The following is an 18,717-nucleotide window of genomic DNA, read 5'->3' as shown; positions in this document are numbered from 1 at the left end:
TTCACCGTGCCGGGCGTTATTATCATTCCGGGTCAGGGATACCCAGTTTGGTATTCAGACGACCACGTGATTTATTAAAAATCTTGTTGCCGTTTTCACGTCCTGCGCGACGGCGACGTTGCTCTTCTTCCGGCAGGATGCTCTCTTCACTGCACAGCTCGCTACAGCAGCCGTTAAACTTCTCGGCACAGGCCGGGCACTGAATGAACAGCAGATGGCAGCCGTCGTTTTTGCAGTTGGTGTGGGTATCGCACGGCGCGCCGCACTGGTGGCACTGGGCAATAACGTCTTCAGAGATACGCTCACCCATCCGCTCGTCAAAGACAAAGTTTTTCCCGATAAAGCGTACCGGCAACCCCTGCTCACGGGCGCGACGAGCGTACTCAATAATGCCGCCTTCAATGTGCCAGACCTTATTGAAGCCGTTGTGCTTCATCCACGCGCTGGCTTTCTCGCAGCGGATACCGCCGGTGCAGTACATAACGATCTTTTTATCTTTATGCTCCTGCATCATCTCAACCGCTTTGGGCAATTGCTCGCGGAAGGTATCAGCCGGGATTTCCATCGCGTTCTCGAAATGCCCCACTTCGTACTCATAGTGGTTACGCATATCAATGAATACGGCATCCGGATCGTCCAGCATCGCATTCACTTCCGCCGCCTTGAGGTATTCACCGACGTCCGACGGGTTAAACTCAGGATCGTCGATACCGTCTGCCACGATGCGTTCACGCACCTTCATGCGCAGCACCCAGAAGGATTTCCCGTCATCATCCAGGGCAATGTTCAGGCGTAAGCCGTTAAGGGCAGGGTCAAACTGATAAAGTACGTCACGGAAGGCGCTGACTTTGCTTTCCGGTACGCTAATCTGCGCGTTGATGCCTTCACGGGCAAGGTAGACGCGGCCGAAAACGTTAAGCGCCGTGAACGCCTGATAAAGCGCATCGCGGGTCGCCTGCGGATCGTCGATCGTGAAGTATTTATAGAATGAGATGGTTGTGCGCGGTTCGGTTTCAGCCAACATACGCGCTTTTAACATCTCATTCGAAACGCGGTTGTGTAACACTGGCATGGTGTACAGTCCTGGAATCGTTAGAGAGAATGAAAAATCGGTCGGCATCATATAGCAAACAAAACCAATTTACATCCACACAATTTACGCTACATTTCACACACCCTGATTAATCAGGCTTAACAATTGCTGTATTCGTGCACGCTTCGAAAGCAGATATTTTGGCTACGTCTCAAAAAATGAGACACTAGCAAAACAGGACGTTTGAACACAGGAAAGACATGACCCAGTTACCAAAATTTACTGCCGCCCTTTTGCATCCCCGCTATTGGTTGACCTGGCTTGGCATCGGCTTTTTATGGCTTCTGGTACAGCTTCCCTACCCTGTTATTTTTCGGTTGGGTAAATTTCTGGGCCGTTTCGCGCAACTGTTTATGAAACGTCGAGCCAGAATCGCGTACCGCAATCTTGAGCTCTGTTTTCCGCAGATGAGCGAGTCAGAGCATCACGATATGGTCGCGAAGAATTTCGAATCCGTCGGGATGGGCCTTATGGAAACCGGCATGGCGTGGTTCTGGCCGGACAAACGCATGGCTCGCTGGAGCGAGGTGACGGGCACCGGCATGGATCCGGTGCATACGCTTCAGGCCAACCAGACGGGCGTTCTGCTGATTGGCGTCCATTTCCTGACGCTTGAAATCGGGGCGCGCATGTTCGGCATGCAGGCGCCGGGCATTGGCGTTTATCGCCCTAACGATAACCCGGTCATCGATTTAATCCAGACCAATGGCCGCATGCGCTCCAACAAAAGCATGATCGACCGTAAAGATCTGAAGGGAATGATCCGCGCGCTGAAATCCGGTGAAGTGGTCTGGTACGCCCCCGACCACGACTATGGCCCGCAGGCCAGCGTATTTGTCCCCTTCTTCGCCGTTGAAGAGGCCGCCACAACGACCGGAACCTGGATGCTGGCGCGGATGTCCAAAGCCGCCATCGTGCCTTTTGTTCCCCGCCGCAAGCCCGATGGTTCAGGCTACGAGCTGATGATGCTGGAGCCGGAACTCGCGCCGCCGCTCGACGATGCGGAAACCACCGCGCGCTGGATGAACAGCGTTGTGGAGAAGTGCATCATGCTGGCGCCCGAGCAGTACATGTGGTTGCACCGCCGTTTTAAAACGCGGCCACAAGGCACGCCGTCTCGCTATTAATCCTCATGCGGCCCTCAGGGCCGCATGCTGTTTTAGCTTTAAAAACTCCCCCTCATTGCGGCATTCATAACCCAGGCGCATAATTAGCAGGCTTATTACTTCATGCTTCAGGTGCTCAGCACCTCATTATGCGGATTGTTATGTCACCCTCAGACGCCCCCATAAACTGGAAGCGTAACCTCACGGTTGCGTGGCTTGGCTGTTTTCTTACCGGCGCGGCCTTTAGCCTGGTCATGCCCTTCCTGCCGCTCTACGTCGAACAGCTTGGCGTGACGGGCCACAGCGCGCTCAATATGTGGTCTGGCCTGGTATTCAGCATCACGTTTCTCTTTTCCGCGATGGCCTCACCCTTCTGGGGCGGCCTTGCAGACCGCAAGGGGCGAAAAATCATGCTGCTGCGCTCGGCGCTGGGGATGGCCATCATCATGGCGCTGATGGGCGTGGCGCAAAACGTCTGGCAGTTTCTAATACTGCGCGCGCTGCTGGGCCTGCTGGGAGGATTTATTCCCAACGCGAATGCCCTGATTGCCACACAAATCCCCCGCCATAAAAGCGGCTGGGCGCTGGGCACGCTCTCAACCGGCGGCGTGAGCGGTGCCCTGCTGGGGCCACTGGCCGGCGGACTCCTGGCCGATAGCTATGGACTGCGGCCGGTTTTCTTTATCACCGCCAGCGTGTTGTTCCTGTGCTTCATCGTCACCTTGCTCTGTATTCGTGAAAACTTCACGCCTGTCGCCAAAAAAGAGATGCTCCACGCCAGGGAAGTGCTGACCTCGCTCAAAAACCCCAGGCTGGTGCTGAGCTTGTTCGTAACAACACTGATTATTCAGGTAGCCACCGGGTCGATTGCCCCTATTCTGACGCTTTACGTTCGCGATCTGGCGGGTAACGTCAGCAACATTGCGTTCATCAGCGGGCTGATTGCCTCCGTACCCGGCGTGGCAGCGCTGCTGAGCGCCCCGAGGCTCGGAAAACTGGGGGACCGGGTGGGTCCGGAAAAAATACTGATCTGCGCGCTGGTGATTTCCGTCCTGCTGCTTATCCCGATGTCGATGGTGCAAACGCCATGGCAGCTGGGCGTCCTGCGCTTTTTACTGGGAGCCGCCGACGGCGCGTTACTGCCCGCCGTTCAGACCCTGCTGGTCTACAACTCTACAAACCAGATTGCCGGGCGTATTTTCAGCTATAACCAGTCGTTCCGAGACATCGGTAACGTCACCGGACCGCTGCTCGGGGCTGGGGTCTCCGCCAGCTTCGGTTTTCGCGCCGTCTTTATCGTGACGGCGGGCGTCGTGTTGTTCAATGCCATTTATTCATGGTTCAGTTTATCCCGCGCGTTACGGCCGGTGACGGAATAAGACGAACGCCTGACAGCTTATTTTCGTATTCATACTTGCAGAATCGGATATTCAGCTATTCTTTCCCTGAAACCTTCTGGAAAACAGGGAGACACCAATGACCATGTACGCCACGCTGGAAGAAGCTATTGATGCCGCTCGTGAAGAGTTCCTCGCCGACAACCCCGGCGTTGAAGAAGAAGATGCTGACGTGCAACAGCTTAATATCCAGAAATACGTTCTGCAGGATGGGGATATTATGTGGCAGGCCGAATTCTTTGCCGATGAAGGTGAAGAAGGGGAATGTTTGCCGATATTAAGTGGTGAAGGTGCGCAGGCAGTCTTTGACGGCGACTATGACGAAATCGAACTGCGGCAGGAATGGCTGGAAGAGAACACCCTGCACGAGTGGGATGAGGGTGAGTTTCAGCTTGAGCCGCCGCTTGATACGGAAGAAGGTCAAACCGCAGCCGATGAGTGGGACGAACGTTAATTTAGGTTATTCGTAAGGGCCGTGGCTGGCATCAATCGGCAGCAGCAGCGTGTCGAAAATCAGCGAGAACGGCAGATCGAGCACGGTCAGGTAGCGCCATGCGGAATCACGGAGATCCCATTTCACGCCAGGGTAATACTGATTCCCGTGGCCTTGCCCTGGAATGGTGCGACTGATGATACTGCCGCAGCCGCTGAGCAGGCATGCCATCAGTACGACGATGATTATTTTCATGAGTAACCTCTAAAAAAATACCGGCGATTAAGCCGGTATTTTATTTGGCGGGAGGCGCTTCGCTTGCCCACCCTACTTAACAACTTACTTCGCCTTCAACGCCAGCGGGTTAAGTTTCAGTTCCTTATAGTAGTTTACCCACGAAGAGTATCTCTCCGGAGCGGACCACACGCGGTAGTGAAGACGCGCCATCGTGACCGGGTCGCTCAGCAGGACCAGACGACGGTCGCGGTTAAGTTTTTCCGGAGTCTCGTTAAGCGCCTGCTCAACGTGACGATCGCGGGCAATCTCCAGCACCTGGCTTGCGCGGTGACGCGCCGTCGCCATAGCCGTTGCCAGGGCGTTGAATGACGGGTTAAACACGGCGTGCATGAAGCCGTCATCCAGCGTGCGATTGCGGTTCTGCTCCAGGTAACGATCGGTATCCACCAGCACCTGCGGCGGGGAATACTCTTCCGGGATCAGGAATAGCTTCCAGCGTTTGGTCCGCAGCCCCACCGTCGAACGGCTGGAGATCACGGAGACAAACGGCGACAGGATTAGCGAGAAGACAATCGGCGCCAGCCAGAACAGGAAGCGCAGATCCAGCCACGCCATCCCGGCCGCCCACACCAGACCCAGCAGCAGCTGTGAACCATGGCGCATAAAGGCTTCGCTCCACGGCGTGGAGTCGTCATCACGCTGCGGTGAGTTCCAGACCACTTCCCAGCCCAGGAATGCGCTGACCACGAACACGGTGTGGAACAGCATACGCACCGGCGCCAGCAGCACGGAGAACAGGACTTCCAGCAGCAGTGAAAGGGTCACGCGGAAGAAACCGCCGTACTCTTTCGAGCCTTTGCACCAGATCAGGATGATGCTGAGCAGCTTAGGCAAGAACAGCAGCACCATGGTCGAGGCAAACAGCGCGATCGCCAGCTCCGGACGCCACTGCGGCCAAACCGGGAACAGCTGCCGCGGTTGCAGGAAGTATTGCGGCTCCGTCAGGGCATGGACGACCTGCAGCGCAGTGGAGAGCGCAAGGAACATAAACCACAGCGGTGCGGAGAGATACGACATCACGCCCGTCAGGAACACCGCACGGTGAACCGGGTGCATTCCTTTAACAAGGAACAGGCGGAAGTTCATCAGGTTACCATGACACCAGCGGCGGTCACGCTTGAGCTCGTCCAGCAGGTTCGGCGGCAGCTCTTCGTACGATCCCGGCAGGTCGTAGGCAATCCAGACGCCCCAGCCAGCACGACGCATCAGCGCCGCTTCTACGAAGTCGTGCGACAGAATAGAGCCGGCAAACGAACCCTCGCCCGGCAGCGGCGCCAGCGCACAGTGCTCAATGAACGGCTTCACGCGGATAATGGCGTTGTGACCCCAGTAGTGCGATTCACCCAGTTGCCAGAAGTGCAGACCTGCCGTAAACAGCGGCCCGTAAACACGGGTGGCGAACTGCTGGCAGCGTGCATAAAGGGTGTCCATTCCGGACGCTTTTGGGGAGGACTGGATAATACCCGCGTTCGGGTTGGCTTCCATCAGACGCACCAGACCACTCAGGCAATCTCCGCTCATGACGGAGTCAGCATCCAGCACCACCATGTAGCTGTACTGGTTACCCCAGCGACGGCAGAAGTCATCAATGTTACCGCTTTTACGCTTCACCCGACGACGACGGCGGCGGTAGAAGATCTGACCTTCGCCCTGCACTTCTGCAATCAGCTCCATCCACGCTTTTTGTTCTGCCACGCAGATATCGGGGTTGTAGCTGTCGCTCAGGATGTAAACGTCGAAATGCTCCGCGTTGCCGGTGGCCTTTACGGACTCCCAGGTTGCACGCAGGCCCGCGAATACGCGGTCAACGTCTTCGTTACAGATAGGCATAATCAGCGCGGTACGGTGCTCAGGATTGAGGGGTTCATCCCCGACCGTTGACGCCGAAATGCTGTATTTGTCACGCCCCATCAGCAGCTGCAGGAAGCCCATCAGCGCGGTCCAGAAGCCGGCTGAAACCCAGCAGAAGAGAACCGCGAACAGCAGAAGGATGCCGCTCTGCAGGATGTACGGCAGCAGCTGCATGAAGGAGACCCAGAGATCCTGGCCCATCATGTCCGTCGGGTTTATGAATGCCCAGCCCTGATACGGCAGGATGGTTTTCATATACCAGGTCGCGACGACCGTCTGCGCAAGCGTCAGAAGCAGCAGGATATAGCGACGGATTGTCCCCACGGTACGCCATTTCTGTTCAGACGCCTGCTCTTCTTTCGTCAGGCGTGACAGATAGCGCGGCGTCACATCACGTCCACGCAGGCGATCCCAGAAGCGACCCACCGGGTTGGTGCGCCACGGATCGGGGAACATAGAGGAACGCGTGGCCTTCGGCATCGCCTGAAGCTGATCGCGTCCTTCATCGTCTTTAATCAACTGCCCTTCCGCCAGCGAGTCCGGCCAGGCCTGCTCCAGACGCGCCTTGACTGACCCAAGCGGCGTATCATCATCACGGGAAAACTGACGATGTTCACCATCCAGCGCGGTGTGAACCGCGCGGATGTCGCTCTTAGGCAGTGCCGCTTTTTCGATATCCGTCAGCGGCATGGCATCAATATATTCAGATGTATTATTCATTGGCAGGTAGCTGATAGCTCCAGGTTTCACTCAGCGGCTGATCGTTACTGACCAGCGCAGCACGCATTTCAGTGGTCTGTTTCGGATCTTTCACTTTCACGCGCAGGGTCAGACGCCAGCCTTTGGTTACCGGGTTGTAACGCACGGTATTCTCAACGATTTCACCGTTATCACCGATGCTGGCCTGAGCGGCAACGGCGGTGTCCGGTGCCAGTTTCTTCATATCCTGGCCTGTGAAGTCCACGACAAACGCCACGGTGCCGTCAGGCTGACGAATCAGATTAGACTGCTTCACATCACCCGTTGAGCGGCGAGTCTGCATCACATACGCGTTATCCGGCGCATGCAGCTTATCTTCGTCGCGGCTGAAGGTAATGGTGTACTTGAAGTTCATCTCTTTACCGGCTTCCGGCAGCTGATCCGGCGTCCAGTAAGCAACGATGTTGTCGTTGGTTTCGTCGTTGGTTGGAATTTCTACCAGTTCGACCTTACCTTTACCCCAGTCACCGTTTGGCGTGACCCAGGCGCTTGGACGCTGGTCATAGCGATCGTCCAAATCTTCAAAACGGGAGAACTGACGACCACGCTGCAGCAGGCCAAAACCTTGTGGGTTTTCCATCGCGAAGCTGCTCACCGCCAGATGTTTCGGGTTATTCAGCGGACGCCAGATCCACTCACCGTTACCGGCATGAATCGACAGACCGTTGGAGTCGTGCAGTTCCGGGCGGAAGTTGGTTGCCGGTGACGGCTGGTTCGGCCCAAACAGGAACATGCTGGTCAGCGGCGCAACGCCCAGTTTGCCCACTTTATCACGCAGGTAAACCTTAGACTGTACGTCAACCACCGTGTCGCGGCCCGGCATAATCACAAAGCGATAGGCCCCGGTCGCACGCGGCGAATCCAGCAGCGCGTAAATAGTCAGACGTTTATCCGTTGGTTTTGGACGTTCAATCCAGAACTCACGGAAACGTGGGAACTCTTCACCTGATGGCAGCGCGGTATCAATAGCCAGTCCGCGCGCAGAAAGCCCGTATACCTGCCCCGCGCCAATCACGCGGAAGTAGCTGGCACCAAGCATGCTGACGATTTCGTCGTTTTTATCTTTGCTGTTGATCGGGTAAAGCACCTTAAAGCCTGCGAAGCCCAGGTCTTTCACCGTATCTTTGTCGTGTTGCACATTGCCAAAATTGAAGTAATCCGGGCTGTACTTGATCTTACGTACCGCTGTTGCCGTCACTTCATTGATGGCAACAGGCGTATCGAAGTACATACCCTGATGATAAAACTCAAGCTTGAACGGGGTTTTAATATTGCTCCAGTACGCTTTGTCGTGATTGAACTGGATCTGCTGATAGTCCGCATACTTCATGTCGCGGAAAACGGAGGGCAAGTTACTTTTCGGCGCTTCGTAGCTCTTGCCTGCCATCGATTTTGCCTGTTTTGCGACATCGTCGATGTTAAAGGCCAGTGCCGATGAGGTATACAGTGATAACACTACTGCAGCACCCAACCAACGCATTTTCATCATCTGTGGTTTATGTTTCATAATAAGTAAGCACTTCCCCCTTTGTGTGCTTATATCGATCCGATCCATTTTAATGGAAACTCAGGCAATCCGACAACATTATCACTGCTTTGTTCAGCTGCTGGCTCATGGATTAAGCAAATGAAAGAACCCGCTATTCACTTTGCGTGCTTATCCTGGAGACAGGGTGTCGGTCTTGGTGTAGGGTTGGCTTCGAATGTAACCATTATGAGTCTTAGGGATAAGACGAAAAGTCTGAGAATGCACAACGTTATATGAGCACAACACCAACAGAACGTGAATATTTCCTCGACTCGATCAGGGCCTGGCTGATGCTATTGGGGATCCCCTTTCACATTTCACTGATTTACTCCAGCCACACCTGGCACGTGAATAGCCAGATGCCCTCCTGGTGGCTGACGCTGTTTAATGACTTTATTCACGCCTTTCGAATGCAGGTTTTCTTCGTCATATCCGGCTATTTTTCTTACATGCTGTTTCTGCGATACCCGCTTAAGCGATGGTGGAAAGTACGCGTGGAGCGCGTGGGCATCCCGATGCTGACCGCAATTCCGCTGCTGACGCTGCCTCAGTTCATTATGCTGCAATACGTCAAAGGCAAAGCGGAGAACTGGCCGAATCTGACGCTCTATGAAAAGTACAATACGCTGGTCTGGGAGCTGGTGTCTCACCTGTGGTTCCTGCTGGTCCTTGTAGTGCTGACAACGGTAAGTTTGTTGATTTTTAGCCGCCTGCGCCACCATCTGAGTACAAAAGCCGACACCTTCTTCGCCAACGTTACGATGGGCAAATTGTCAGTGCTCTTCTTGCTGTTGGGGATCGCTTATGCCGCCGTGCGACGGACGCTGCTTATCGTTTACCCGCCTATTTTGAGCGACGGGTTATTCAATTTCGTGGTGATGCAGTCATTGTTCTACATTCCGTTCTTTTTAATCGGCGCGCTGGCTTTTATTCATCCAAAGCTTAAATCGCTGTTTGTCACCCCGTCACCGTGGTGCGCGCTGGGGGCAACCTTCGCGTTCGCTGCATATCTGCTGAATCAGCGCTACGGCAGCGGCGACGCCTGGATGTATGAAACGGAAAGCGTGATCACGATGCTGCTGGGCCTGTGGATGGTGAACGTGGTATTCGCGCTGGGCCATCGCTTGCTGAACTTTAAGTCCAGCCGCGTGACTTACTTCGTTAATGCATCACTGTTTATCTATCTGGTGCATCATCCGTTGACGCTTTTCTTCGGGGCTTACATCACACCGCACATCGCCTCCAACACGCTGGGCTTCTTTACCGGGCTGGTTTTTGTGGTAGGGGTGGCGATCGTACTTTACGAAATCCATCTGCGGATCCCGCTCCTGCGTTTCCTCTTTTCAGGAAAACCGCAGGCAAAAGCCTCATAAACCACGCGGCGCACCAGATGCGCCGCGTTTGCTTCAGCTTTCCAGCTCTTGTCTGCGCTGAGTCAGAAGCCGCTGATAAAGATGCGTGGTGTCGTCGTCAAAACAGACAAAAATCACCTTCTCTGGCAGCGGTTTTAACGACAGATAGCGGTAAACGGTTTCTACAGCGATCGTTGCGGCTGCCGCTTTAGGATAACCATACACGCCGGTGCTGATAGCCGGGAACGCCATCGTTTTATAACCGTTGTCGGCGGCCAGTCGCAGACAGTTCCGGTAAGCCTCTTCCAGAATACTCGCTTCGTGCCGATCGCCACCGTGCCAGACGGGCCCAACGGCATGAATAACCGCTCTGGCGGGCAAATTGCCCGCCAGCGTAATTACCGCATGACCGGGAGGACATTCGCCCTGCTGTTGCCGCACGGTTTTACAGGCTTCGAGCAGCTGCGGTCCGGCAGCACGGTGAATCGCCCCGTCTACACCGCCTCCCCCCATGAGGGAAGGATTGGCCGCATTGACGATGACGTCGACGTGCATTGTCGTAATATCGCCTTGAATAATTTCAATTTGCGGTTTCATAAAGCCCCTCTGCAATCCGCCTTTTTCTTAAGTGTATCGCAGAGGTGACCGGGAGAAAAAACTATCAGAAAAAATCCTCTTCCTCCGCAGGGCGGGGAGAACGCGCATTAGCGATACTGGATTTCAATAACTGCAAGCGTTTTTTCAGGATTAAGGTATTTCATATTGAGCGTTGCCAGGTTTGAGTCGCTCACTTTCCCGTTAAGCGCCTCTTCATAGCTGACCATACGCGTTTGCATACGGTTATTATTTGGACATGACATTGCAAATTGTTGCTTCTGCGGAGTGATTTCACAAGGGTCGGCGACGATAGCACCGCGAAAATGAATGACACCGCCGTCAACAACTGTGGCCGAATAAGCCGGGATACTCAAAGCAGAAACGACCAGACCCAGACCTGCTACGAGTCGAGCAAAATAGTTGTTCATTATAGGTACTCCTAAATGAAAATCGTCCATGAGGGGTAAACGCGCTTCATTTATTACGGCAAACGAAGTTTCACGTTACGGAACATAACGACCTGGTCCCTGATATCAGCATAGCTCAACGTCACAGACCCGCAACATTCACAACATATTGATTTAATACATTTTTATAGCGAACGTTCCGCTGGCGACCACTGTTGTGATAAATGAAGCGATTTTCCATCTGTAACGGTGACAACGATTTTTACCGTGTCTCCTGCATTAATATTTAAACTCAGGCGCATTAAATCAATCGTCTGATTAGCGGGTATAAAAAGTGTGTTTTGCTGCCGGGAAGAACTTTGCCCCCCCTGCCCTTCTCGTAAAGAAACAATCTGAACCTGACAATCACACGACTGCGCCAGAGTGACCTGAGGAATAATGGTGGTCATATTTTCCTGCTGCGACGTTTTGAAGGTGATCTGACTGGAAAGCGCGGCCAGGAGAATTAAGGTATTCATGATGAACTCCCGAAAAAAAACAGGGCTGATGCCCTGTTTTTTTGTAGCACAGATTTCAGTATCAGTACTGATGAGCTGTCGCGTGGTTACCAAAGCCGATCTGGGTAACGTTGACAGTAGAGTTAGAGGCAGTCTGGTCAACGAGTGCGCCGTTAAAGCCGCCGGACTGGCTAACGTTCATAACAGATTTTTTACTGTTCCACTGATCAAGTGTTGCACTGTTGCCGAATCCTTTCTGGGTCAGGTTGATTTTACTGTCATCAGAACCCTGACCAACGTCAGCGCCGTTACCGCCACCTTTCTGGGTAATATTCAGCACGGAATTTCTGGCGTCTGTCTGCAGAGCAACCGCGGAGTTACCGCCACCGTCCTGATAAATATTCAGGGTTGAATTTGGACCACTGTATCCGCCATGACCATGCCCATGACCCCAGCCGCCCTGATTAATAGAACCCGCCATAGCACTACCAGAAACTACGATTGCTGCAAGCGCTGCCACTTTGAGAAATTTCATGGTAAACCCCCATCGGATTGATTAAAGTCGTCGCGAAAGCGCTAATGTTGAATAACGTTAATCGCCATTTGCGACTGTTTCTGCACTACAACTGCGGTTTTCTGCGTACCGTACTGCGTAATATTTGCTCTATTACCCGACCCTTTCTGGATAATTTTCGCGCTATTACCGTATCCATCTTGCGTAATACCTGCATCATTCGCGTTTCCGCTCTGATCGATCCAGGCTATATTGTAACTCCCTGATTGATCAACTCTCGCTCTGTTGCCTGCCCCATCCTGGGAAACAATGGACAATAGTTTCGAACCTTCCTGGCGAACCTGAGCGTCATTGAAAACACCCTGTTGACCAATAATGGCTGCCTGATTGAGTGATGAAAGACTTAATTCGTTAACCGCAAAGTTATATTCAGCATTTGCTAAATCTGAATTCGCTGCGGTTACAAATCCAGGCGCACCCAGTAATGTAAACATCATAAATAACGATGTGTATTTCATGTTGTCACCCTGGACCTGGTTATTGAATAACTCCATAACCCTATAACAGTGTCACATGTAAAAACGATTCGTATTGTGTTAACGCGTCGTTACGGTGAAGAGTATGTCCGCTGAAACATTTTAAATATCTCACCCGCGCGGCTTATTTTTATTTTTCAGATCACCACAAAGTCGTAATTTACATCAAAAACCACTTTATTCAGGCCAGCTTATATTTTTTATTAAATGCGTTTTTCGAAAAGGTTGTACAGCAAGACAAAAGCTGTCCACGCCTCCCCCCGGGGTGTTTAAACGTAACGGCATGAGAACATTTTTTCTCAGCACGTGACACGAAACTTCTTTTCTTAAGCCAGACTCATGCTCATTCGTGAACTTAGAAACAACCTGTAACTCATACTAAATTATCGCTTTATAAAAATAATAAATACCAATACAAATCAAACAATTGGAAATATTTGTATGATTTTTAAAATCTGTGCATCTCTATTTATGTGTACAACTTTCTCATCAATTCTCGCCATTCAAAACAACCGAATTTCACAAATTAATATTGATTTTTACATTATGTTACATGTTTAACACTTGCTTTAAACTTCGTAAAAGCTAGATTGAAATTAGATGTACGAAATTGGTTTTATATTTACCTCCCCGTGGAGGTTATGGTCTGATTCTACACACAGCAGTGCAACATCTGTCAGTACTTCTGGTGTCCTCTTTTAAACAGGAGGGCAGCTGCCAGGTGCCAAAAAAAAGTGGGGTTTCATCATGTATAATGAAGTCCATAGTTTACATGGTCATACATTACTGTTGATCACAAAACCTTCTCTGCAAGCGACAGCATTATTACAACATTTAAAGCAATCTTTATCACTGAACGGGAAATTGCATAATATTCAACGTTCTTTTGATGATATTGCACCTGGCAGCATCATTCTTTTCGATATGATGGAAGCAGATAAAAAACTTGTCCATTACTGGCAAGATATTTTAAGCAGGAAAAACAACAATATCCGAGTGCTATTGTTGAATACGCCTGACGAATATCCTTTCAGAGATATTGAAAGCTGGCCGCATATCAATGGCGTGTTCTACGTCACAGAAGAAGAAGACCGGGTAGTTGAGGGTCTGCAAGGTATATTGCGCGGAGAGTGTTATTTTTCGCAAAAGCTTGCCAGTTATCTCATCACGCACTCGGGAAATTATCGTTATAACAGCTCAGAGTCAGCACTGCTCACGCACCGTGAGAAAGAGATCCTGAATAAGTTACGCATTGGTGCTTCAAATATTGAAATCGCCCGTTCGTTATTTATCAGCGAAAATACGGTAAAGACGCACCTTTATAATCTTTTCAAGAAGATAGCTGTAAAAAACAGAACTCAGGCTGTTTCGTGGGCAAACGATAACCTCAGGCGTTAATCACATGAAGCGCACGTTGAGTTGGATCGCCGCAGCGAGTTTCCTGCTCGCTGCCGGGAATCTGAAGGCCGTCGAGGTCGAAGTTCCCGGATTGTTAACAGACCACACTGTCTCATCGGTCGGGCACAGTTTTTACCGTGCCTTTAGTGATAAATGGGACAGTACTTATACCGGTAATATAACAATCAACGAGCGGCCCAGTGCACGATGGGGAAGTTGGATAACAATAACGGCTAATCAGTACGTTATTTATCAAACGTTTTTATTCCCCACAAAAATGGACTTCGATAAAAACGTAGCCCTGGCACTGGCACAATCAGAAGACGCTATTAATCGCCTGCAAATAGATAAAGCCCTATTAAGCACCAGCGATTTAGCAAAAGACGAGTTCTAGCGAACCGATATGCGGAGGCTGTCATGCGTATTGCATATGCAGTTGTTTCGATAATGCTAATAACACCCATAAGCTGGGCCGGAAACATGACGTTTCAGTTCCGTAACCCTAACTTTGGCGGTAACCCTAACAACGGCGCGTTCCTGCTGAATGAAGCTCAGGCGCAAAACTCCTATAAGGATCCCAGCTTAAAGGATTTTAGCATTGATACCCCGTCCGCACTGGACAACTTCACTCAAGCTATTCAGTCGCAGATTTTAGGTGGGTTACTGACCAACATTAATACCGGTAAACCCGGCCGGATGGTGACCAACGACTTTATCGTTGATATCGCCAACACTGACGGACAGCTTCAGTTGAACGTGACCGATCGTAAAACCGGAAGAATCTCCACCATTCAGGTTTCCGGTCTACAAAGTAATTCAACTGACTTTTAAACAATAGCTAAATAAGGACAACGATCATGCAGCGCTTCCTGATTTTTGTTGCAGTGTGCTTATTGAGCGGTTGTTTAACTGCTCCACCTAAAGAAGCTGCAAAACCTACATTAATGCCTCGGGCCCAGAGTTATCGTGATTTAACGCATTTACCTGCTCCAACGGGGAAAATATTTGTCTCCGTATACAACATTCAGGATGAAACCGGGCAATTCAAACCTTACCCGGCAAGTAACTTCTCCACGGCCGTGCCGCAAAGCGCCACCGCGATGCTGGTTACCGCGCTCAAGGATTCGCACTGGTTTATTCCCCTGGAACGTCAGGGTCTCCAGAACCTGTTGAATGAACGTAAAATCATTCGTGCAGCACAGGAAAATGGTACCGTCGCGGCCAATAACCGTACGCCTCTGGAATCTCTGGCGGCAGCGAACGTGATGATTGAAGGATCGATTATTGGCTACGAAAGTAACGTTAAATCGGGTGGAGCGGGCGCGCGGTATTTCGGTATCGGCGCGGATACCCAATACCAGCTCGACCAAATTGCCGTTAACCTGCGTGTGGTCAACGTCAGTACAGGCGAAGTGCTCTCTTCGGTGAACACCAGCAAAACCATACTGTCCTATGAAGTTCAGGCAGGGGTATTCCGCTTCATCGATTACCAGCGTTTGCTGGAGGGTGAAATTGGCTACACCTCCAACGAGCCGGTCATGATGTGTCTGATGTCAGCCATTGAAACCGGCGTGATCTTCTTAATCAACGACGGTATTGACCGCGGGCTGTGGGATCTGCAAAACAAAGCAGACGTGCAGAACCCGATACTGGTGAAATACCGCGATATGTCAGTCCCTCCGGAATCCTGACAGGAAGCGCATAAAAAAGGCGAGATGATTATCTCGCCTTTTTTTATTCGCTCACTGCCGTGACGTTTTGCGCTTTTTCCCGCCGCGACGCCAGCCAAAGACCACTGTTTTTCATGGCATAGCCAAACAGCAACCCCAGCACCAGTGAGGGGACCACCAGCTTCCAGTCACCCTGCCCTGCAAAGGTCGCACACGCCCCCATAAAGGTTCCAGGAACAAATGAAAGCAGCAGATGCTTAGCCTGGATGCACATTAAAAAGGCAACAACGCCCGTCATCACGTATCCCAGCATCTCCAGATGCGGCGCCAGCGCGCTGCCTTTCATGATCACCAGCGCCCAGATAACGCCGCTCATCAGGGTGCAGCCAGAGATAAAGAGCCCTTTGACGCCCCCCTGCGGGCAGGCGAAATAGGCCGTACAGCCAAGGAATCCGGCCCAGCTGAGTAATCCGAGAGACATGGCCACCCATCCCCAAAGCCCGGAGAGAATGCCCGTCGTTATTGCGATACAAAGTAATATGTTCATGGCGCGCATCTTAGCAGAAGCGCACCATAGAAATGCGATCAGAAGCACATTATGTGCAAATTGAAATGCGTAGTTGCAGAATTTATGTGATCTAAATCACTCTTCATTCTCTTCTTCCAGCTCATCCCACATCGCCGCGATCGCGTCGCGGGTCAGCGGTGCCAGCGTTCTCCAGAATGGCGAGGTAGCATGCGCTTCGACTTTACCAAGGAATGTTCCGACCCACGGCAGCAGGTACGTTTCGAACAGGGTTTCAATAGCTTCGTTCTCATCATCCCCGGCGTTGTCTTCGATCCAGGAGGCAGCAAGCAGCAGCGTACCGATATGATCCGCCGGCGTATCGCTCAGCGGCATACCGCGGGTGGAGAGGAAAGCGCGGACTTCGGCTTCCGTCGCCCCGTCCTGCCAGGCTGAGCGGTATGGCGAAACGCGGCACTCATCGCCGACAAACAGCGCATTGTAGTCCGTCGCAATCTGCTGCATGTCGCAGCTTTTTTGCAGACGTTCCAGTAAATCATCCTGTTCCAGCGGCCAGTTCTGCGCCAGTTTGCCTTCACGAATCAACGTAAAAAGCGGAACCAACAGCGGGTCTTGCGGCTGGCGATAATAGAGCGTACCCAGCACGCGGCAGAGGATGGAAAACTCGTTCATTTTTATTATTCCATTACACAATTAAAGATCGGCAAATTCGGCAATCGGCTCCATTCCGCGGGACTCAAGGAAATCGAGCATGCGGCGTGGGGTCACGTTCAGGATTTGCGCTTCCGGGAAGTTAACATCATTCAGCACTTTCAGGCACTCGCTGAAATCACCCAGCGTGAACGCGGTATGGGAATCTGAGCCCAACGCCACCATGCCGCCCGCATCACGCACGGCGGCCGCCACGGCGCGACAGTTGGCTTCACTGCCCTTACGCGAGTGAACAAAAGAGGAGTTATTAATCTCCAGCGCCACGCGGTGCTTCGCTGCCGCCTGCGCGACAGCCTGAATATCAATCGGATATTTTGGGTTACCGGGATGGCTGATAATGTGCACATTGCCGCTGGCAATGGTGGCAATCATCGCCGCGGTATTGGTCTCTTTATCCTGAGGAGCAAAAACCGGCTCATGGAAGCCAGCGAGGATAAGGTCAAGAGACGTCAGCATCGGGCCGGTGCAGTCGATCTCACCGTCGGTATTTTTGATGTTTGCCTCAATGCCGCGCAGTATCCCAATGCCGTCCACCAGACGTGGCCAGATCCGCATATTCACAAAATGCCAGTAGTGCGGCGCATCAGCCATATCCGGGCCATGATCGGTGATCGCGAACAGCTTGATGCCTTTAAGCTTCGCCTGGGCGATATAATCATGGAGGTTGCTATAAGCGTGGGTACTGGCGACGGTGTGCATATGCAGGTCAACGGGATACATCTCTCTCTCCTCTGCGGTTTTTCCAAAGGATAGCAGTTATCAGCGGCGAATATTAGCAAAAACCCGGCGAACGCCGGGTTTATCTCAGTAGCCGCGCTGTCTGTCGACCTGGCCGGTGACCGGGTTACCCTTTTCCAGTTCGCTGATGGTATGTGATATATACGCCACCGCTTCTGCCGGACGCGTCACGGCGGCCACGTGAGGGGTCATCGCGACGCGCGGGTGCGCCCAAAGCGGGCTTTCCGCGGGTAGCGGCTCACGGCTATAGACATCCAGCATGGCACCTTTAAGCTTTCCACTGTCCAGCGCCTTCAGCAGATCGGGCTCGACCAGATGCACCCCGCGCGCCAGGTTCATCAGGTAGCTCCGATCGACGAGCTGATTGAGCAACGCTTCATTAATGATACCGACCGTTTCCGCCGTATTGGGCAGCAGGTTGATGAGCACGCGCGTCCCGTTCAGAAAGGCCGGGAGTTCATCCGTCCCGGCAAAGCTCTCTACGTCCGGATAATCTTTGCGGCTGCGACTCCAGCAGCGCAGCGGAAAGCCCCACGGAGCAAGGGCTTCAGCCACTTTTGAGCCAAGCACGCCCGCGCCGAGGATGCCGATGGTAAAGTCTTCACGACGATAATCCGGCAGCGGCTCCCAGCGGGCCTGCTGTTTAAATGCCTGATAGTCATCAAAGCGGCGGAACCAGTGCAGAACCTGGCTCACGGCATATTCCTGCATCTGCTGGCCCATTCCGGTATCTTCCAGGCGGAACAGTGGAACGTCTTCCGGCAGCATTTCAGGGTGTGCCTTAAGTTTGCTCAGAATGGAATCCACGCCGGCTCCCAGGGCAAAAACGGCCTTCAGCTTGCGGCCCTGGAGCATTTCTACCGGAGGATGCCAGACCAGCGCATAGTCAGCATGTTCATTATCGCCGCGCTTCCACTCGCGTACGCGTGCGCCGGGCAGCGCCGCCGAAAGTGCGTCAATCCAGTAAGCGTTATCAAATGTAGGGTGATAGAAGAGAATATCCATGGTCATTCCTGCCTTTTATTGCGCTGTTTTGCTTTCATTTTCAAGTGGATTGTCAGCATAACAAATTTATAAGGAAACCGCGTTGCTGATAAAAGAGGCATTTTATGCACATTTAAGAATCATGTTGCCTGAAGTTTGTCTAAACGCGCTAAATTACTGAAAAAGTGAGTTGACGGCAGTTCGGCTTTTCCTTACATTAGCGCCCGTCCCGTCAACAACGGGATGACAATATGGTGAGGTGTCCGAGTGGCTGAAGGAGCACGCCTGGAAAGTGTGTATACGGCAACGTATCGGGGGTTCGA

Annotated in this window: 21 protein-coding genes; 8 read left to right on the top strand and 13 right to left on the bottom strand. The window is 52.2% G+C overall.

All coding sequences use genetic code 11. The annotated features are described in order from the left end of the window. Positions 1 to 22: 22 nt before the first annotated feature. Positions 23 to 1,072, bottom strand: coding sequence for an oxygen-dependent tRNA uridine(34) hydroxylase TrhO (gene trhO, locus F0319_RS03960; protein WP_136194673.1), 1,050 nt, complete (start codon positions 1,070 to 1,072; stop codon positions 23 to 25). 221 nt (positions 1,073 to 1,293) lie between these two features. Between trhO and F0319_RS03955 the strand changes: the two genes are divergently transcribed. The 3 genes from F0319_RS03955 to F0319_RS03945 all read left to right on the top strand — a co-directional run bounded on the left by F0319_RS03955 (position 1,294) and on the right by F0319_RS03945 (position 4,050). Then, positions 1,294 to 2,220 (top strand): Kdo(2)-lipid IV(A) acyltransferase, encoded by a 927-nt coding sequence (locus F0319_RS03955; RefSeq protein WP_149366322.1) that lies wholly within the window; start codon positions 1,294 to 1,296, stop codon positions 2,218 to 2,220. A 140-nt stretch (positions 2,221 to 2,360) separates the two neighbouring features. Next, positions 2,361 to 3,578 carry a multidrug efflux MFS transporter MdtG gene (mdtG, locus tag F0319_RS03950; protein WP_149366321.1) on the top strand — a complete coding sequence of 406 codons (1,218 nt, stop codon included), beginning with the start codon at positions 2,361 to 2,363 and terminating at the stop codon, positions 3,576 to 3,578. A gap of 97 nt (positions 3,579 to 3,675) precedes the next feature. After that, positions 3,676 to 4,050: a MysB family protein gene (locus tag F0319_RS03945; RefSeq protein ID WP_023311118.1), complete on the top strand. Its 375-nt coding sequence runs from the start codon at positions 3,676 to 3,678 to the stop codon at positions 4,048 to 4,050. A gap of 6 nt (positions 4,051 to 4,056) precedes the next feature. On the opposite strand, the gene F0319_RS03940 is transcribed toward F0319_RS03945, so the two are convergent. From F0319_RS03940 to mdoG, 3 genes are all read right to left on the bottom strand, one after another. Continuing rightward, positions 4,057 to 4,284: a YceK/YidQ family lipoprotein gene (locus tag F0319_RS03940; protein WP_032650824.1), complete on the bottom strand. Its 228-nt coding sequence runs from the start codon at positions 4,282 to 4,284 to the stop codon at positions 4,057 to 4,059. A gap of 84 nt (positions 4,285 to 4,368) precedes the next feature. Further along, positions 4,369 to 6,897 carry a glucans biosynthesis glucosyltransferase MdoH gene (mdoH, locus tag F0319_RS03935; RefSeq protein ID WP_045908288.1) on the bottom strand — a complete coding sequence of 843 codons (2,529 nt, stop codon included), beginning with the start codon at positions 6,895 to 6,897 and terminating at the stop codon, positions 4,369 to 4,371. After that, entirely contained in the window at positions 6,890 to 8,443 is a 1,554-nt protein-coding gene (mdoG, locus tag F0319_RS03930; RefSeq protein ID WP_111966168.1) for a glucans biosynthesis protein MdoG, read from the bottom strand. The genes mdoH and mdoG overlap by 8 nt, the downstream gene beginning before the upstream one ends. Positions 8,444 to 8,697: 254 nt before the next feature. Here mdoG and mdoC point away from each other — a divergent pair, with 254 nt between their 5' ends. Continuing rightward, positions 8,698 to 9,837: a glucans biosynthesis protein MdoC gene (mdoC, locus tag F0319_RS03925; RefSeq protein WP_115874712.1), complete on the top strand. Its 1,140-nt coding sequence runs from the start codon at positions 8,698 to 8,700 to the stop codon at positions 9,835 to 9,837. A 33-nt stretch (positions 9,838 to 9,870) separates the two neighbouring features. Here the strand turns inward: mdoC and ymdB are convergent, their stop codons facing one another. From ymdB to csgB, 5 genes are all read right to left on the bottom strand, one after another. After that, complete coding sequence (ymdB, locus tag F0319_RS03920; RefSeq protein WP_111966170.1) at positions 9,871 to 10,413, bottom strand: O-acetyl-ADP-ribose deacetylase; 543 nt, start codon at positions 10,411 to 10,413, stop codon at positions 9,871 to 9,873. 107 nt (positions 10,414 to 10,520) lie between these two features. Next, positions 10,521 to 10,841, bottom strand: coding sequence for a type 1 fimbrial protein (locus F0319_RS03915; protein ID WP_111966171.1), 321 nt, complete (start codon positions 10,839 to 10,841; stop codon positions 10,521 to 10,523). Positions 10,842 to 11,005: 164 nt separating this feature from the next. Next, entirely contained in the window at positions 11,006 to 11,338 is a 333-nt protein-coding gene (csgC, locus tag F0319_RS03910; protein ID WP_111966172.1) for a curli assembly chaperone CsgC, read from the bottom strand. 61 nt (positions 11,339 to 11,399) lie between these two features. Then, positions 11,400 to 11,852: a curli major subunit CsgA gene (gene csgA, locus F0319_RS03905; protein ID WP_008500842.1), complete on the bottom strand. Its 453-nt coding sequence runs from the start codon at positions 11,850 to 11,852 to the stop codon at positions 11,400 to 11,402. A gap of 41 nt (positions 11,853 to 11,893) precedes the next feature. Continuing rightward, on the bottom strand, positions 11,894 to 12,349 hold the full coding sequence (csgB, locus tag F0319_RS03900) for a curli minor subunit CsgB (RefSeq protein WP_111966173.1): 456 nt from the start codon (positions 12,347 to 12,349) through the stop codon (positions 11,894 to 11,896). A gap of 765 nt (positions 12,350 to 13,114) precedes the next feature. Between csgB and csgD the strand changes: the two genes are divergently transcribed. The 4 genes from csgD to csgG are packed head-to-tail and all read left to right on the top strand — an operon-like array spanning position 13,115 to position 15,456. Then, entirely contained in the window at positions 13,115 to 13,765 is a 651-nt protein-coding gene (gene csgD / locus F0319_RS03895) for a biofilm master transcriptional regulator CsgD (RefSeq protein ID WP_149366320.1), read from the top strand. Between the two features lie 4 nt (positions 13,766 to 13,769). Continuing rightward, a complete protein-coding gene (gene csgE / locus F0319_RS03890) occupies positions 13,770 to 14,159 on the top strand; it encodes a curli production assembly/transport protein CsgE (protein ID WP_008500845.1) in 390 nt (129 codons plus the stop codon). A 23-nt stretch (positions 14,160 to 14,182) separates the two neighbouring features. Continuing rightward, positions 14,183 to 14,596 (top strand): curli production assembly/transport protein CsgF, encoded by a 414-nt coding sequence (csgF, locus tag F0319_RS03885; protein ID WP_023311106.1) that lies wholly within the window; start codon positions 14,183 to 14,185, stop codon positions 14,594 to 14,596. A gap of 26 nt (positions 14,597 to 14,622) precedes the next feature. Then, positions 14,623 to 15,456 carry a curli production assembly/transport protein CsgG gene (gene csgG, locus F0319_RS03880; RefSeq protein ID WP_021240792.1) on the top strand — a complete coding sequence of 278 codons (834 nt, stop codon included), beginning with the start codon at positions 14,623 to 14,625 and terminating at the stop codon, positions 15,454 to 15,456. 43 nt (positions 15,457 to 15,499) lie between these two features. On the opposite strand, the gene F0319_RS03875 is transcribed toward csgG, so the two are convergent. The 4 genes from F0319_RS03875 to ghrA form a co-directional block, all read right to left on the bottom strand. After that, on the bottom strand, positions 15,500 to 15,982 hold the full coding sequence (locus tag F0319_RS03875) for a DUF1097 domain-containing protein (RefSeq protein ID WP_146749032.1): 483 nt from the start codon (positions 15,980 to 15,982) through the stop codon (positions 15,500 to 15,502). 96 nt (positions 15,983 to 16,078) lie between these two features. Next, positions 16,079 to 16,633: a TorD/DmsD family molecular chaperone gene (locus F0319_RS03870; protein WP_033145180.1), complete on the bottom strand. Its 555-nt coding sequence runs from the start codon at positions 16,631 to 16,633 to the stop codon at positions 16,079 to 16,081. Between the two features lie 21 nt (positions 16,634 to 16,654). Next, the gene (locus F0319_RS03865) at positions 16,655 to 17,392 is read right to left on the bottom strand and encodes a phosphatase (protein ID WP_111964482.1); all 738 of its coding nucleotides are present in this window, start codon (positions 17,390 to 17,392) and stop codon (positions 16,655 to 16,657) included. Between the two features lie 84 nt (positions 17,393 to 17,476). Next, complete coding sequence (ghrA, locus tag F0319_RS03860; RefSeq protein ID WP_149366319.1) at positions 17,477 to 18,415, bottom strand: glyoxylate/hydroxypyruvate reductase GhrA; 939 nt, start codon at positions 18,413 to 18,415, stop codon at positions 17,477 to 17,479. Positions 18,416 to 18,717: the final 302 nt, after the last annotated feature.

It is taken from the genome of Enterobacter vonholyi, assembly GCF_008364555.1.
In the GTDB taxonomy this organism is placed as follows: domain Bacteria; phylum Pseudomonadota; class Gammaproteobacteria; order Enterobacterales; family Enterobacteriaceae; genus Enterobacter; species Enterobacter vonholyi.
The sequence above is the reverse complement of the archived record's forward strand: the minus strand, read 5'-3'. Positions and strand labels throughout refer to the sequence as shown.

Excerpts from the sequence above, each read along its gene's own strand:
- mdoH (WP_045908288.1), bottom strand. The coding sequence starts at position 6,897 with ATGAATAATACATCTGAATATATTGATGCCATGCCGCTGACGGATATC.
- mdoG (WP_111966168.1), bottom strand. The coding sequence starts at position 8,443 with ATGAAACATAAACCACAGATGATGAAAATGCGTTGGTTGGGTGCTGCA.
- csgB (WP_111966173.1), bottom strand. The coding sequence starts at position 12,349 with ATGAAATACACATCGTTATTTATGATGTTTACATTACTGGGTGCGCCT.
- csgC (WP_111966172.1), bottom strand. The coding sequence starts at position 11,338 with ATGAATACCTTAATTCTCCTGGCCGCGCTTTCCAGTCAGATCACCTTC.
- mdtG (WP_149366321.1), top strand. The coding sequence starts at position 2,361 with ATGTCACCCTCAGACGCCCCCATAAACTGGAAGCGTAACCTCACGGTT.
- csgE (WP_008500845.1), top strand. The coding sequence starts at position 13,770 with ATGAAGCGCACGTTGAGTTGGATCGCCGCAGCGAGTTTCCTGCTCGCT.
- F0319_RS03945 (WP_023311118.1), top strand. The coding sequence starts at position 3,676 with ATGACCATGTACGCCACGCTGGAAGAAGCTATTGATGCCGCTCGTGAA.
- ghrA (WP_149366319.1), bottom strand. The coding sequence starts at position 18,415 with ATGGATATTCTCTTCTATCACCCTACATTTGATAACGCTTACTGGATT.
- csgA (WP_008500842.1), bottom strand. The coding sequence starts at position 11,852 with ATGAAATTTCTCAAAGTGGCAGCGCTTGCAGCAATCGTAGTTTCTGGT.
- F0319_RS03940 (WP_032650824.1), bottom strand. The coding sequence starts at position 4,284 with ATGAAAATAATCATCGTCGTACTGATGGCATGCCTGCTCAGCGGCTGC.
- F0319_RS03955 (WP_149366322.1), top strand. The coding sequence starts at position 1,294 with ATGACCCAGTTACCAAAATTTACTGCCGCCCTTTTGCATCCCCGCTAT.
- csgD (WP_149366320.1), top strand. The coding sequence starts at position 13,115 with ATGTATAATGAAGTCCATAGTTTACATGGTCATACATTACTGTTGATC.
- F0319_RS03915 (WP_111966171.1), bottom strand. The coding sequence starts at position 10,841 with ATGAACAACTATTTTGCTCGACTCGTAGCAGGTCTGGGTCTGGTCGTT.
- F0319_RS03875 (WP_146749032.1), bottom strand. The coding sequence starts at position 15,982 with ATGAACATATTACTTTGTATCGCAATAACGACGGGCATTCTCTCCGGG.
- mdoC (WP_115874712.1), top strand. The coding sequence starts at position 8,698 with ATGAGCACAACACCAACAGAACGTGAATATTTCCTCGACTCGATCAGG.
- csgG (WP_021240792.1), top strand. The coding sequence starts at position 14,623 with ATGCAGCGCTTCCTGATTTTTGTTGCAGTGTGCTTATTGAGCGGTTGT.
- trhO (WP_136194673.1), bottom strand. The coding sequence starts at position 1,072 with ATGCCAGTGTTACACAACCGCGTTTCGAATGAGATGTTAAAAGCGCGT.
- csgF (WP_023311106.1), top strand. The coding sequence starts at position 14,183 with ATGCGTATTGCATATGCAGTTGTTTCGATAATGCTAATAACACCCATA.
- ymdB (WP_111966170.1), bottom strand. The coding sequence starts at position 10,413 with ATGAAACCGCAAATTGAAATTATTCAAGGCGATATTACGACAATGCAC.
- F0319_RS03865 (WP_111964482.1), bottom strand. The coding sequence starts at position 17,392 with ATGTATCCCGTTGACCTGCATATGCACACCGTCGCCAGTACCCACGCT.
- F0319_RS03870 (WP_033145180.1), bottom strand. The coding sequence starts at position 16,633 with ATGAACGAGTTTTCCATCCTCTGCCGCGTGCTGGGTACGCTCTATTAT.